The organism is Bradyrhizobium sp. CAR08 (genome assembly GCF_052871955.1).
Window position 1 is genome coordinate 94,648 of sequence record NZ_JBIXJX010000014.1, and the last position, 13,393, is coordinate 108,040.

General features: G+C 60.7%; 17 protein-coding genes and 1 tRNA gene. 7 read left to right on the forward strand and 11 right to left on the reverse strand.

The features are described from left to right. Nucleotides 1-165: 165 nt before the first annotated feature. The 4 genes from ACIPUD_RS27220 to ACIPUD_RS27235 all read left to right on the forward strand — a co-directional run bounded on the left by ACIPUD_RS27220 (nt 166) and on the right by ACIPUD_RS27235 (nt 2,400). The gene (locus ACIPUD_RS27220; protein ID WP_446481874.1) at nt 166-597 is read left to right on the forward strand and encodes a phasin; all 432 of its coding nucleotides are present in this window, start codon (nt 166-168) and stop codon (nt 595-597) included. A gap of 194 nt (nt 598-791) precedes the next feature. Then, a tRNA-His gene (locus tag ACIPUD_RS27225) sits at nt 792-868 on the forward strand. A 206-nt stretch (nt 869-1,074) separates the two neighbouring features. After that, the gene (locus ACIPUD_RS27230) at nt 1,075-1,917 is read left to right on the forward strand and encodes a hypothetical protein (RefSeq protein WP_446481875.1); all 843 of its coding nucleotides are present in this window, start codon (nt 1,075-1,077) and stop codon (nt 1,915-1,917) included. Continuing rightward, a complete protein-coding gene (locus ACIPUD_RS27235; protein WP_446481876.1) occupies nt 1,918-2,400 on the forward strand; it encodes a hypothetical protein in 483 nt (160 codons plus the stop codon). A 211-nt stretch (nt 2,401-2,611) separates the two neighbouring features. Here the strand turns inward: ACIPUD_RS27235 and ACIPUD_RS27240 are convergent, their stop codons facing one another. Both ACIPUD_RS27240 and ACIPUD_RS27245 read right to left on the reverse strand, forming a co-directional pair. After that, nucleotides 2,612-3,496, reverse strand: coding sequence for a hypothetical protein (locus tag ACIPUD_RS27240; protein ID WP_446481877.1), 885 nt, complete (start codon nt 3,494-3,496; stop codon nt 2,612-2,614). Between the two features lie 211 nt (nt 3,497-3,707). Beyond that, nucleotides 3,708-4,112 carry a nuclear transport factor 2 family protein gene (locus tag ACIPUD_RS27245; RefSeq protein ID WP_446481878.1) on the reverse strand — a complete coding sequence of 135 codons (405 nt, stop codon included), beginning with the start codon at nt 4,110-4,112 and terminating at the stop codon, nt 3,708-3,710. Between the two features lie 491 nt (nt 4,113-4,603). Between ACIPUD_RS27245 and tenA the strand changes: the two genes are divergently transcribed. Beyond that, nucleotides 4,604-5,278 (forward strand): thiaminase II, encoded by a 675-nt coding sequence (tenA, locus tag ACIPUD_RS27250; RefSeq protein ID WP_018453578.1) that lies wholly within the window; start codon nt 4,604-4,606, stop codon nt 5,276-5,278. Here the strand turns inward: tenA and ACIPUD_RS27255 are convergent. The 6 genes from ACIPUD_RS27255 to ACIPUD_RS27280 all read right to left on the reverse strand — a co-directional run bounded on the left by ACIPUD_RS27255 (nt 5,272) and on the right by ACIPUD_RS27280 (nt 9,841). After that, nucleotides 5,272-5,445, reverse strand: coding sequence for a hypothetical protein (locus tag ACIPUD_RS27255; RefSeq protein ID WP_446481879.1), 174 nt, complete (start codon nt 5,443-5,445; stop codon nt 5,272-5,274). The genes tenA and ACIPUD_RS27255 overlap by 7 nt on opposite strands. Nucleotides 5,446-5,492: 47 nt before the next feature. Continuing rightward, nucleotides 5,493-6,563: a hypothetical protein gene (locus tag ACIPUD_RS27260; protein ID WP_085354353.1), complete on the reverse strand. Its 1,071-nt coding sequence runs from the start codon at nt 6,561-6,563 to the stop codon at nt 5,493-5,495. A 109-nt stretch (nt 6,564-6,672) separates the two neighbouring features. Beyond that, on the reverse strand, nt 6,673-6,795 hold the full coding sequence (locus ACIPUD_RS27265) for a hypothetical protein (RefSeq protein WP_446481880.1): 123 nt from the start codon (nt 6,793-6,795) through the stop codon (nt 6,673-6,675). Between the two features lie 8 nt (nt 6,796-6,803). Beyond that, nucleotides 6,804-7,742 (reverse strand): AEC family transporter, encoded by a 939-nt coding sequence (locus ACIPUD_RS27270; RefSeq protein WP_085348775.1) that lies wholly within the window; start codon nt 7,740-7,742, stop codon nt 6,804-6,806. A gap of 6 nt (nt 7,743-7,748) precedes the next feature. After that, nucleotides 7,749-8,672 carry an HpcH/HpaI aldolase/citrate lyase family protein gene (locus tag ACIPUD_RS27275; protein ID WP_446481881.1) on the reverse strand — a complete coding sequence of 308 codons (924 nt, stop codon included), beginning with the start codon at nt 8,670-8,672 and terminating at the stop codon, nt 7,749-7,751. Between the two features lie 2 nt (nt 8,673-8,674). Beyond that, entirely contained in the window at nt 8,675-9,841 is a 1,167-nt protein-coding gene (locus ACIPUD_RS27280) for a CaiB/BaiF CoA transferase family protein (RefSeq protein WP_446481882.1), read from the reverse strand. A gap of 323 nt (nt 9,842-10,164) precedes the next feature. Between ACIPUD_RS27280 and ACIPUD_RS27285 the strand changes: the two genes are divergently transcribed. Both ACIPUD_RS27285 and ACIPUD_RS27290 read left to right on the forward strand, forming a co-directional pair. Next, on the forward strand, nt 10,165-10,539 hold the full coding sequence (locus ACIPUD_RS27285; protein ID WP_085348773.1) for a hypothetical protein: 375 nt from the start codon (nt 10,165-10,167) through the stop codon (nt 10,537-10,539). Between the two features lie 460 nt (nt 10,540-10,999). After that, a complete protein-coding gene (locus ACIPUD_RS27290) occupies nt 11,000-11,677 on the forward strand; it encodes a ParA family protein (protein WP_007596685.1) in 678 nt (225 codons plus the stop codon). Between the two features lie 129 nt (nt 11,678-11,806). Here ACIPUD_RS27290 and ACIPUD_RS27295 read toward each other — a convergent pair whose 3' ends face one another. The 3 genes from ACIPUD_RS27295 to ACIPUD_RS27305 form a co-directional block, all read right to left on the reverse strand. Then, nucleotides 11,807-11,986 carry a hypothetical protein gene (locus ACIPUD_RS27295; RefSeq protein WP_007596684.1) on the reverse strand — a complete coding sequence of 60 codons (180 nt, stop codon included), beginning with the start codon at nt 11,984-11,986 and terminating at the stop codon, nt 11,807-11,809. Nucleotides 11,987-12,082: 96 nt separating this feature from the next. Further along, the gene (locus ACIPUD_RS27300) at nt 12,083-12,229 is read right to left on the reverse strand and encodes a hypothetical protein (protein WP_162847256.1); all 147 of its coding nucleotides are present in this window, start codon (nt 12,227-12,229) and stop codon (nt 12,083-12,085) included. A gap of 172 nt (nt 12,230-12,401) precedes the next feature. After that, entirely contained in the window at nt 12,402-13,310 is a 909-nt protein-coding gene (locus ACIPUD_RS27305) for a 4-hydroxy-tetrahydrodipicolinate synthase family protein (RefSeq protein ID WP_446481883.1), read from the reverse strand. Nucleotides 13,311-13,393 lie beyond the last annotated feature (83 nt).

Consider the following 13,393-nt stretch of genomic DNA (forward strand, 5'->3'; position numbering starts at 1 on the left):
AAACCCGTTGCGTTGCACAATATTGACATCTTAGGTAGGCATGGTCTCCGCGCTGGGCGAGCCATCATTCGTTTTGTGTTTCCAGTCTTCGCACCCGTCACCCGGTTGGCCGGCGGGCGCGCCTGAAGGCTCACTCCGTTTTTTCATTAGTGTGAGGGACAAAGCATGACAGGTACGACTGATCCATTCTCCGCCTCCGTCATTCCGTTCGAGGTTCCGGAGCAGATGCGTGCGTTCGCCGAAAAGGGTGTGTCGCAGGCCCGCGAGAACTACGCCAAGTTCAAGGACGCCGCCGAGACCCACAACGGCACCGTCGAGGCCGTGTTCGCGTCCGCCCACAAGGGCGTGAGCGAATACACCGCCAAGCTGATGGAGTTCGCGAAGGCCAACACCAAGGCCCATCTCGACTTCACCCAGGAGCTGTTCAGCGTGAAGGCGCCGCAGGATGCGTTCGCGCTGTGGACCAACCATTCCAAGACGCAGCTCGAAACCTTCCAGGCCCAGGCCCGGGAGCTCGCCGAGCTGACCCAGCGCGTCGCCACCGCGACCGTCGAGCCGATCAAGGCCTCCGCCGCGAAGCTCTACCCCGCCGCCTGATCCGGCGCGGCCGTCTCAATTAAGAAACCCGGGCCTAGAGCCCGGGTTTTGCTTTGGAAATAACCTCGTTTGCGGGACGTTTTGACGGTGCTGCGGCCTTGCCAAAAACGCCCGTTGCACCTAGTTTCCGCCCCGTCCAGCCCCCCTCGGTGACCGGCCCTATCAAGGGCGCCCCTCGGGCGGCTCGCAAGGATGCAGTTGTAGCTCAGTTGGTTAGAGCGCCTGTCTGTGGAACAGGAGGTCGGTGGTTCGAGCCCACCCAACTGTACCAGCGGCGCGGACGGCCCTCATTGTCAGAATCTCATTGATAGACACTTCTATTTGCGTCGTCTGAGAGGGCGAAACATGTCAGCGCAAGTGGAATGTACACTGAATCTCCAAGATTTCCCCTTGCATAACTGCGCCTCCTGCGCGTCTCCCCCGTCCCAAATAAACTCCCGCGTGTACCATTCCCGAAATCACCCGCGGGGAAGAGCTGTGGCCATCGACCTTCATCCAAACGCAAAAGCTAGAATTGCGGAGATTGTCGCGCGTGCGCTCCCGTTGATCGAGGTGGATCACGGCAAATTCCTTAGACGAGCATCAGGAGGCGTCATGTTGCTTTTAATGGCGGACGAGGCGCTGCCTCAACGTGGGCCGATCCACGACGCCCTGCTGGCGTATGTCGACGACTATCCATTGGTCGAGTTCATCTTGGACACGCTCGCGATCGAGCTACAAAGCGCCGAATATGAGAAAGAGCCGGCTCGAAAGAAACTAGTTGAAGTCGCTGGCTATGAAAATTCCGCTGCGGTCACAGCGCGGCTTATTGGTCAATTTGAAATTCTACCCAACCAATACAGGACAACGTGCCCGTTACCGAAGGCGCTATGGGGATGTCTGCCCGACGAGAGAAATCAATGGACGTTCGAGACGACTTCCTCACGCTTGGTGCGTACCTCGAAAGACTTGTCTGATTTACTTCCGCTGCACGTGCAGGAAGATGCGGAGAAAGCGCAGCGCTTCGGAGGCGGGTTACTGTCTTCGCTTCTTACGGGGCCGCTGACTTGGGAAGAAAATGCAGTGCACATCCAGCGGGACGTCGAAGGATTTATTGGTCCGTATGGAGGTTCAGCCCCTGACCTAGAGGCGCGTCGATTTATACGCTCCGTCTGCGGTCTCGGCCTTGCGCTACGGCTCTTTCAAGTCAACTCAAGTTATCCGGTTTACCCTCCGAAATATGGCTACTTCGTCCATCGCAAGGATAACGAAGGGAATTGGCGAGCGGAGCGAAAACTGGAGCTCGACGATAGGATAAGCTGGGGCCTCGAAAAACTCTAAATGGGCGACTTAGTCAACACGCCAGAAAAACGAGTTCATTGGTGTCCGCGTATCCTAGAGGAAATGGCTCAGGTCATCGCGGCGGGCAAACGCGCCGAGCCAATAATGCTTGCGTCGCAATGGTATTTTGACAGCGCAACAGGCTCAGATCCACTTCTGCCCTTTATCCAAGCCATGGTGGTCCTGGAAATTTTGCTCGGAGACAAAGCTGCCTCAAAAGAAATTGGGCTCAATGAGCTACTTCGAAACAGATGTGCGTACTTGATCGGATCAAGCCAAGAGGAGCGTGAGGATCTCTATAAAACGTTCAGCGACATTTATGATGTTCGATCCCAGATAGTCCACCGGGGTAAGCATCGCTTGAATGCTCACGAGCGCACGCTTCTCAGCCGCTTACGTTCAATGTGTCGCCGCGTGATTCAAAAAGAGGTTGACTTGTTACGAGCGGACAAAAAGAAGGACGTTCCTGCACAGGCGTCCTAGGATCCGCGTGGTGGATAATCGCACGAGCCGGACGCGGTCTGGAAGTCCCCGGTAATCTCGAAGCTCTCCTCCGGGAAAAGAATAGAGCGATCGCCTAGGCACTTGCATAGAATGCCCGAAAATACAGCCCAACTAGATGGCATCACGCGATTCTTAAGCAGGATTGATGATCGCGCACCTGACTAAATCATGATGCCTCAACCTTAAACGGCTAACAGAGATTTAGATCGAATTGGCTTTTCGCAAATTGCTTAAATTCATCCATCGTTTCCGCTGGCAGCTTACGGCATGGTTCCGTATCTCCAGCAATCATAACGAACCCAACTTTGCCTGCAACGTAGTAGATACCAACTCCGCGCTTCCCTGAATTGGATGCTAAGAGCGAATAGCCCGCCTTTCCCTCTGCCTGCGTAATACTCGCTTCGTGCGTCTGTAGGTATTCCAGCTTACGAGAGATTCTCGCGTCCACGACTCGGATGATATTCCCGGCAATCGCGCCGATTCCCTCACCTCGTCGCTGCTCCACCAGCGCTTGAAGCGCCAATCCGATTTCTACGAATTCTACTAGTCCTGCACTGTTCACGATGGATTCGATTGTTGTTGTGCCGTCTAAGTGCGCTGTCGTCTGCTGTTTCGGGCCGACGTATGGCTTCTTCAGCTCTAAAAGTCTCCTATATTGGGCAGGGTCGCCAATATAGGCTCGTTCAACATATTTGAGGACGCCGTCTGTGATGTGTGCAAGGCGTTTGCGATCACCATCAATCCGGAGCACGAGAAACTCACAGTCTGGTGGATCGCTTTTTTTTGAGGCTAAGAGTTCGGCGTGACGCTCAGCCAGTCGGGTCGCCGGGTCGAATTTTGCGTTCTGCACGAGTTCTTGTGCAAGCTGGCCAATCAGTGTGAGTGCCGCATCAGCTGCATTTGATGATGCAAACGCAACGGCCGTGTTATCGTCGATGATCTGTATCTTTAGGCCGTGAAACTCGCCACTCACTGGCCCGATCGGATTACCTTTCACCTCCAATAGAGGAGTTAAAAGAGTCTCCCCCACTAGAAAGCCGATTTCTTCATTCGCATAGCCCACGATCAACGTCATGAATTCCGTCCTATAGAAATGAAGGAAGCAAAAGCAAATTATCCGGTTTGCGGCGACAGCACGATCTAGGCCGGCCGCGACCTGAGCCAAACCGAGCAGCTTGGCTAGCACGAACGCAGCCGCCGGCATCGCCGGCAGTTCTAACGCGCATATCACGGATGCCCGGGCGTCTATCCCTGCGCGAGGACGATACAATCCAACCTCATCCCCCTCAGGAGATCATCGCCTTGATCTGCGCAGTGTCCGCGAACTCAATCAATTCAACGATCTTGCCGCCCTGAAATCTGAACAGGTCCAGGATCTCGGTGCCGGAAGCCTGCCCGGTCGGACGGTATCGAACGTTCACGCGGGAATGAACGGCAACACGATCTCCGTCGACCAACTCGGCCAGGATTTCGCGACCTTCGAAACCGAACTCATCAATCAATTTACTGAAGGCTCCACGCAGGGTGGGGTGCCCCTGCATACTCCCTGTCAGTTCGAGCGCGCTCTTGTCGCCCATCAAGGTGAACAGACCCTCGGGATGAAAGGCGGTCACCAAGCCCTCGGCGTCACCGCCGTCGCGTGCGGCGTAAGCGCGTCTGATCAATGCCAGCATCTCTTCACGCTGTCCCATGTCACCCTCCCTGCAGGACGTATCGGTGCAGCCTATCGACCTTTGCGTGTAAACGCAAAATCATCGAGCTGAAGGGGGGCGAAGGCTCAGCACGCCACGAAGCAGGATCGGTCGCTTTCGTTCCCCTATTTCGGGAGAAATCGGCGTTGGGCAACGCCGAACCTTTTCACGACCTTGGGTGTTTGTGTTGCGGCAGGACTGACAACGCTGAGGAGCTGAGACATGAATGGCATTATCTATCTGGTCGGACTCGTCGTCGTGATTGGCGTGGTGCTCTCGTTCCTGGGGCTGCGCTGATTGGATATTTGGCAGGTGGTGCGGCGCACTCTCCACCATTACGGTGACAATGCAAAAAACTCTCGACGCGGGGAGTGCCCGCAACTCTGCTCAAACCAATTCTGGCCGCGGTCGCCGTAGCTCCTCGGTCCGCAATGCGCTATCGGTAGCTTGCCAAAGTCATTCATGCACAAGCAGGCCGGGCAGACAAGATCGTGAGTTTCTTCGAGCGTCTCAAGACAGAAGCGTCCGTCGAGTGGCGGGCTTACACCGAGCATCCCTTTACGAACGGATTGGCGGACGCCTCGCTCCCCGAAGCGGCGTTTCGTCACTATCTCGTTCAGGACTATTTGTTCCTCATCGAGTTTGCTCGCGCCTACGCGCTCGCGGTCTACAAGTCGCCCCGACTTGCCGACATGCGTGAAGCCGCGGCCGGCCTGTCGGCCATCCTCGATGTCGAGATGAACCTGCATGTGAAGCTCTGTGCCGATTGGGGCCTGTCCCCGACCGACCTTGAACAGGCCCCTCCGGCGGCCGAGATGCTGGCCTATACACGCTACGTGCTCGACGCGGGAATGCGCGGCGATCTGCTGGCTCTCAAGGTGGCGCTTGCCCCCTGCGTGATCGGGTACGCGGAGATCGCAACGCGGCTCGCCTCGCGTCCCCTCGCGGGCGCCGCGACGAATGCCTATCGCGTCTGGATCGCCGAGTACGCCGGCGCCCCGTACCAGGAGGTCGCCGCCAAAGCGCGGGAGCACATGGAGCATCTCGCCGATCTCTACGCCACGCCGGCGCGCGAGACAGAGCTGATTGCGATCTTCAAGGAAGCCACCCGACTCGAGGCAGACTTCTGGGAGATGGCCTGGCGCGAGGGCCAGCGTGTTCAATAATTCTTTCGGCCGGCCAGCAGCGTGCCCGGAGCCACCGCAACTGACACCGGGTTCACCCGCCGCTGATACTGCACCGCGAAGATGTACGTATTCGCGCAGGTCGGCACCTGCAGTGGCTCGAGCGCGCATCCCGCCAGGATGCTCGGCTTCTCGCCCCCTCGAAGCACGAAGCCACAGCTCCGTCGGGAAATCAGTCTGCCAGCTACCCGCCCCATCACGGCGTCGGGGCGACCACATCCTTGAAGTCAGACAAAGCGCGAATGGCTGCCGTTCTGTTCAACACAAATCGCTTCACTTCCTCTTGCTGGCTCGAACTCAAATCCGTCCAGTGATGTTTTTCAGTTGGGAAGCTGATCAGAAGGCCTTCGCTGCGGTGCTGTGCGACTTGGACAGGAACGACGTCATCAGGTGTGTCGACGAGATACTGGTCTGACGGATGATTTTCGGCTTTGAGTGTTCCGGATTGCACCTGATTGGATACCTCGGGAATACCCAACGAGAAACCGAGCGCCTTCAGATCGAAGACCAATGAGCCGGGATGAGTATCGACGCTGACGAACTGGAGAAAGCTGGTCTGCGACTTGGTCACGCCGGTTTTAAGATGACCGTGAACGACCCGCACGAGCTGGCCTTCCGATCCGTTGATCCAGTCGTCGAAGTCCATGAGCGGTGTCGTGAACACGACCGGCTTGCCCACTTGCGCATCCCGCAATTGTTTGGGATCGAACTTGTCGAAGCTCACGGGCGACACCTTGGGCACCTTCTTGAACATGCCGGCACCGATGGTCAGATCACCGCCGATAATCGGCCCAAAAAGCGAAAGTTCGCGCCCTGTACTCAAGTTCTTGATCTTCACGCGGAGCAAGCTCGATTTGACGCCGATACCCGAGGCGCCAAAGAGCGCTGCGATTTTCATCTCCCAGAAGGTGCTCGGCGCATAAACAAGCCGAGGCGGACGGTGCACCTTCTTGTAACCGCCCGTACCTGTCCAAACCAGGTCGACCATGAGGACGACACTGCGATCGATGGCGGCGTTATCTTCGCCGGCCGTCGGAAACGGTTCCGTGCTCCCGACTGCCTTTTGGCCAAGCGCAACGGGCAATCCCGGCAGCTGCATTTTGACGATGGGATCGACCTGGTCGAAGATCGTTTTCGCCCTGAATTCCGACAGGCGCTGATTCAGTGCGGACGCCGCCGCCTTCGTGCGGGCACCTCTCCAGCGTCGGCTGGCGTGACCAACGCATGTGATGCGGACCGAAACCGTCCCATCTTTGGGAATGCCCATGGAACTGCTCCTATATTGCAGATCTCTTTTTGGTCAGCTGAGCGTTTGGGCCGGTTCAATGCGCCGAAATGGATTTATCACGCGTGTGCTGTCAGGGGTTCCACGCAGATCACACGGCTTTGGACAGCGACGACAAGGTGTCGCCACGAGCGCTGATGTGCGGATTGCGTTCGATGCCAAACAGCTGGATGACATCAAAGAAGTTTTTGCTCCAAAGCGAGTTATCGCGCACAGCCTGCCTCACCTCGCCACCACCCACACCACCACCGGCAACGTCACCGCCGCCAGCAGCGTGCCCAGCGCCACCGCGCCCGACACCGGATTCACCAGCCGCTGATATTGTACCGCGAAGATGTACGCATTGGCGCCGGTCGGCATCGCCGCGAACAGCACGACGACGCCGGCTGCGAGCGGCGGCAGGTCGAGCAGCTTTGCCAGCACGAAGGCGGCCGCCGGCATCGCCAGCAGTTTGAGCGCGCTCATCACGACCACGCTCAACATCTCGCCCTTGACCTCGAACCTGAACAGATTGATGCCGAGCGCGATCAGCGCCGCCGGTGATCCCGCCTGCGCCAATAGCTCGACGGTCCGGTCGACGACGGGATGAAGGCCGAGGCCGGTGAGGCGCCAGACGAGGCCGAAGCCGATCGCGAGCATGATCGGGTTACGGGAAAGATCCAGCAGCACCGGCACGATCAGCGACGCGGCCGAGGCGGTCTGCTTGCGGTCGACCAGCTCCATCTGCAGCGTGCCGCAGAGCCAGAGCAGCGGCGTGTTCACCGACAGGATCAGCGCCATCGGGCCTGCCGCCTCATTGCCGAGCGCCGAGAGCGTGAGGGGAATGCCGAGCATCACGATGTTGCCGTAGACCGAGCCGATCGCGAACACGACGCCGTCCTCGCGATCCTCGCGCCGTTGCCGCAGCAGCGCCGAGAGGATGAGCGCCGCGATCCAGGTCAGCGCGAGCGCGCCATAATAGGCGCCCCACATCCGCCAGGGGCTGACGCCGGAAAATTCCGAGACGACGATGGTGCGGAACAGCAGCGCGGGAATCGCGATGCTGAAGGCGAATTCGGAGATGCCCTTGTGCGCGGTCTCGGAGACGAAGCGAAACAGCACCGCGGCATAGCCGGCCGCGATCAGCGCAAACACCGGCGCGACGATCAGCACCGTGGTCATGCGCCGCTACGACCCCATCTCGATGATCCGGCGCGCCATCCGCACATTGGCATAGTCGATCATCTTGCCGTCGAGCGTCACCGCGCCCTGGCCCTGCGCCTCGGCGTGCTCCATGGCCGCGACGACCCGCCGCGCGTGCGCGAGCTCGGTGTCGGACGGGACGAACGCCCGCAGCGTCGGCTCGATCTGGTCGGGATGGATCACCTGCTTGCCGTCAAAACCCATCGCAGCCGCCTTGAGCGCGCTGCTTTCCGTCAGTCTGCCATCCCGGAACGCGCCGCACGGACCGTCGATGGCGCGCAGGCCGAACGCGCGCGCGGCCACCAGCAGGCGCATCATCGGATAGGCGAACAGATCGAGCGGGGCGGAGGCATAGCCGCTCTGGGCGGAGCCCACGTGGCGGTAGCCGTCCGGCGACGCGCCGATTTCCGAGGAGCGGGCGCCGATCGACGCCGCGAAATCACCGACGCCGAGATGAAGGGCGGCGACGCTGTCGCGCGCGGCCGCGAGCGCGTCGACATTGACGAGACCGAGCGCAGTCTCGATCAGCAGTTCGAGCGCCACAGGCGAGGGGCGATCCGGCGCGGCGGCGCGCAGCTGATCGGCAATGGCGGCGATGTCGCTCGCGCGCTCCGCCTTCGGCACGATCACCGAATCCAATCTGGGAAGCGCAGCGAGCGTGCCGATTTCCTGCGCGATGAAGGGGCTGTCGACGGCGTTGAGCCTGACGGCGACGACCTTGTTGCCCCAATCCAGCGAGGATAGCGCCCGCGCAGCTTCCTCCAGCGCCGCGCTCTTCTCGGAGGGCGGGACGGCGTCCTCGAGATCCATGAACACCGCATCCGCGGCCGAGGCAGCCGCCTTGGCGACGAGACGGGAGCGATGCGCCGGAACGGCCAGGTAGACCCGCGTCGGCCGTTGAGGGGCCATCGTCATGTCTCCTTTGCGAGACCGAGTTCGCTGAGGATGGATTGGTTGTGCTGCCCGACGTCAGGCACCGGATCCATCCGGGGCGACAGGCCGGGAATGGTGAGAGCCGGCAGGAAGCTCATCACCGGGCCGCACGGAGATCCCACCGTTTGCACCCGCGAGCGGGAACGGAGCTGCTCGTGCTCCAGGAAAGCCTCGACCGAATTCAGATGCGCGTTGGCGATCGAGGCCTCGTCGAGCAGCCGCAGCACCTCGTCGCTGGTCATCGCTGCAAAACGCTGCTCGATATGGACCTGCAGATCGTCCCTGTTCTGCATGCGCAGCGGATTGCTGCGGAAGCGGGGATGGTCGGCAAAGTCCGCGTCGCCAAGCACGATGGCGCACAGCGATCGCCATTCCCGATCGTTCTGGATGCCGAAGAAGATCGTGTTGCCGTCGCCGACGCGGAAAGGGCCGTACGGTGCTATCGTTGCGTGCCTTGCCCCGGTTCGCGGCAGCGGCCGGCCCGTGCTCTGCGTGTAGAAGGCGGGATAGCTCATCCAGTCCGTGATGGAATCGAACAGCGAGGCCTGGAAGGCGGTGCCCTTGCCGGTGCGCTCGCGGCGATACAGCGCCATCAGCACGCCGTTGAGGATGTACATGCCGGTGGCGATATCGACCACCGACAGCCCAACCTTGGCGGGCTCCGCCTCGGTGCCGTTGATGGCGAGAACGCCGGCCTCGCACTGCACGAGGAGATCGTAGGCCTTCTTGTCGCTGTAGGGACCGCCCGCGCCATAGCCCGACACGTCGCAGGCGATGATCCGAGGATACTTCCGCAGCAGCGATGCGGCATCGAGGCCGAGCCGCTCCGCCGCGCCGGGCGCCAGGTTCTGGATGAAGACGTCGGCCTGCGGCAGCAGGGCCTTGAGCACCTCCTGGCCTTCAGGGCTCTTGATGTCGATGGCGAGGCTCTCCTTCGACCTGTTGGTCCAGACGAACTGGCTCGACATCCCGTTCATCACGTGATCGTAGTCGCGGCAGAAATCGCCGTCGCCCGGCCGCTCGATCTTGATGACGCGGGCGCCCCAGTCCGCAAGATGCCGGCTGGCCAGAGGAGCCGCGATCGCCTGCTCAAGCGAGACCACCGTCACGCCCGACAGCGGCAGCTCCGCCTCATGTCGCTCCATGCAATCGTCTCCGCTCCTGCTCACGCTTTGTCCAGCGCAGGAGACAAGCCGACCACCCCACGCACGTTCTGTGATGATGGCATCATGCTCCTGTTTTGCCCGACGAGTCAAATCTATTTCGTAAAATCCGCAAAAATGCGATCCGCAAAGTTCAATCGCCACATGGACTTGGCTACTGTGCATGGGGTTGTTTTCGCGGTTTTTGTTTTTGGGGGGTCCCTGTTGCCGAGACCGCACACGTCGCGGCTTTCGCATCTCCCCTCGGTTGCCAACGAACCCCCGTTCACCCACTATCGCCTCCGACTCGACATTTGGGGGGATCGATGCCGGCGTTCCGCTTTAAGAAATCCGTGAAGACATACACGGCTGCTGCGATCACGGGGATCGCCTTGGCCGTCCTGATCCAGCCGGGTGAAGGCTTTGCCTACTCCCAGGAGGAGCAGCAGGCCTGCACGCCGGATGCGATGCGGCTGTGCGGCGAGTTCGTTCCGAACGTCGACGCCATCACCGCCTGCATGATCCAGAAGAAGTCGCAGCTCTCGCCGCAGTGCCGCGCGTTCTTCCGGCCTGGACCGGAGCCGGGCATGGCGGCCGCGCCCCGCGCCGGCAAGCCGACCAGCATCGCGCCCAGGAGCTCGGCCCGGACGGCGAAGAAGAGCACCAAGCCGGCCAAGAAGAAGAAAGCCAGCGAAGGCTGAGCGCGGGCGCCGCGTTCCCTTTTTGAAACTCGATCATGCCCGGGCCACAGCGCGCAGTGCGTTTGAAGTCCCGGGCATTTGCGTGTCGCGGCCCTCGTTCGCTTGCCCCTTGAGTCAAACTGACCCAGGCATCAGCCCCACACCAGCCACCGGACTCCTTTTGTTCGCCTCCGCGTGCGGACGCTTGCGATAAGGCGGGATGGAAACGGCTAGCGAAACGGATTGCGCGGCGAGGTTGCATTCCGCTTCGTCCTGCCAAGGCTGCTCAAAAAACGCACGATTGCTGGCGCGAAAGGTGTTGCGATGCAGCTCGCAGCCGTCGTCGCACGCAGTAGTGTGACTCAAAAGCCAACGCGCTTTGTTATTTCATGGCGCCAGCATAACTTATGATAAATTTTTCTTTCCCGAATCACCGCGGTGATTCATTTTCGCCGCCTGGGGTCAATCTGGAGGCAGAGGTATGAACGTTATTGTTTTTGCATCGCGTAAAGGTGGCTCAGGCAAGAGTACCCTGGCCGCGCATCTCGCCGCGCAGATCAAGGCGACCAAGCCGATCCTGCTCGTCGATGCCGATCCGCAAGGCTCGCTCACGCTGTGGCACAAGCTGCGTGGCACCAACGAGCCGCCGATCAAGTCCGCGGTGAACTCGGTCAGCGGCATCGTCTCCGCGGCCAAGCGCGACGGTTATGAATGGGTGTTGATCGACACGCCGCCAAACCTGTCGGCCGTCGTCGACGACGCCATCCGCAATGCCACCATGGTGGTGATTCCCGCCCGTCCCGGCGTGTTCGACGTCAACGCGGTGCAGGAAACCATCCAGATGTGCCGTGCGGCGCGCAAGCCCTACGCGGTCGTGCTCAACGGTGCGCCGGCGCGCCGCGACGAGTCCGAAAGCCCGATCGTCACCATCGCCCGCGAGGCGTTGGCGAAGTTCCGTGCTCCGGTGTGGGGCGGCCAGATCACCAACCGTTCGGATCTGCTGATGGCGCTGAGCCACGGCGAGGGCGCGCGGGAATATCAGGCCGAGAGCCGTGCGGCGCAGGAAATCGCAAGGCTGTGGGCGGCGATCGAACGTTCGGTGAAGGCTATTCGCGGCACGGCGTCGGCGTCCGGCGCAATGCACAAGCAGGCGGCGTAATTTTCATAAATCATTCCCCGGACGAAAAACGCGCGGACCTCCGCGCGTTTTGCGTTTTCGGGCGAGCACGATCCGGAAAAGTGTGAAGCGGTTTTCCGATAAGATCGTGCTCAAGAAAGTGGATGGAAGTTACGCCACCATCAGCATGTAGAACACGATCACCGGCGACAGAGTGAGGATCACCGACCAGATGCCGGCGGCCCAGAGAATGTCCTCGGTGGTAAAGCCCTGCTGTCCAGCGTCGTAATGCGACGCCATCTCGTTATGACTATTCACAAACGCCCCCGCGATTTCTTCGCTTATGGGCATGAACGCTACACGGGATATTTTAAAATTCCGGGTCGCAGTTTCGCGCGCTTTTGAACACAGCTGCTACCACGAGTTAACCATCGCGGCGCGCTGGCATCATGCCAGCCAGACCCGAAACACCAGCACCGGCATCAGGCCGAGCATCACCGCCCAGAAGCCGAACGACGACACCACCACAATTCCCCGCAAGAAATCAGCCGACGCGAACGTGTCTGCCGCCGTCGGGCGGATGCGTTGCCCCATGATCATTCCCCCATTGAAAAGACTTTGAATGAAGACGATAGGCGCGTTTGCGTAAACGAGCCGTGGATGCGCCATGCGGCAGCAGCGAAGGCCGTTGGGGCGGGGTTAACCACGGTGCGTCTTCCCTTCTCCCGCAAGAGAGAAGGGAAGCCTGCCGGGAGAGGTGAAGCATCTAAGCCGCGACTTGCATCCGCCGTTCGATCTCGCAATCGAGCTGCACGGCGAGTTCGCTGCCGATCTCGACCATCGGCAGGCGCACTTCGGGGCTGTCGATCAGGCCCGCGCGCCACAGCCAGTATTTTGCCGGGGCGGGACTGGGCTCGGTGAACAACAGGCGCGTCAGGTCCGCGACCTCCTGCCAGCGCGCCAGCGCTGCATCGTGATTGCCGCGCTTCAGCTCGGCATGGACAGCCGCGAACGTCGCGGTCTCGAGATGGGCTGACAGCACGATGCCGCCATCGGCGCCGTCGCTGAGCGCCTCGAAATAATTCGCATCCTCGCCGGTCAGCACGCGAAAGTCCTTGGGCCTGTCCCGCAGCAGCGCGATGGATTGCTCGCGGCTTGCGCGGCAATCCTTCAGGCCGATGATGTTCGGATGCCCGGCAAGCCGCAGCAGCGTCTGGTTGGTGATGTTGACCGAGGTGCGATAGGGGATGTTGTAGAGCGCGAGCGGCCAGGCGGCGTGATCGGCGAGCGCCTCGAAATGCGCCAGCAGCCCCCGCTGCGACGGCCGCACATAATACGGGCTCGCGATCAGATAACCGTCGATCGGCCAGTCCGCGGTCTCGTCGAGACGCTCCTTCAGCCGCGAGGTGTCCGCGCCTGAAAGTCCGAGGCAGATCGGAAGCTTGCTGTGGGCGGTGGTCAGCTCGTCGCGCACGATGGCGACGAGGCGTTCGAGTTCGGCTTCGCGCAGCGTCATGCCTTCACCGGAGGTCGCCCCCAGGATGAAGCCGTCGACGGCCTGCCCGCTGTAATGCCGTGTCAGCCGGCGCAGCGACCTCTCGTCGAGGGCACCGTCGCGAAACGGCGTGATCAGCGGCAGCCAGAGCCCGTGCAAATGTTCCTGTAGTCCGGTCATGTTCCATCTCCTTCTCGGGAAAAATCCTGAGACGGGGCACATGAAAAAACCCCGTCCAGGCGGCGGGGTTTTCGAAGTTTCGG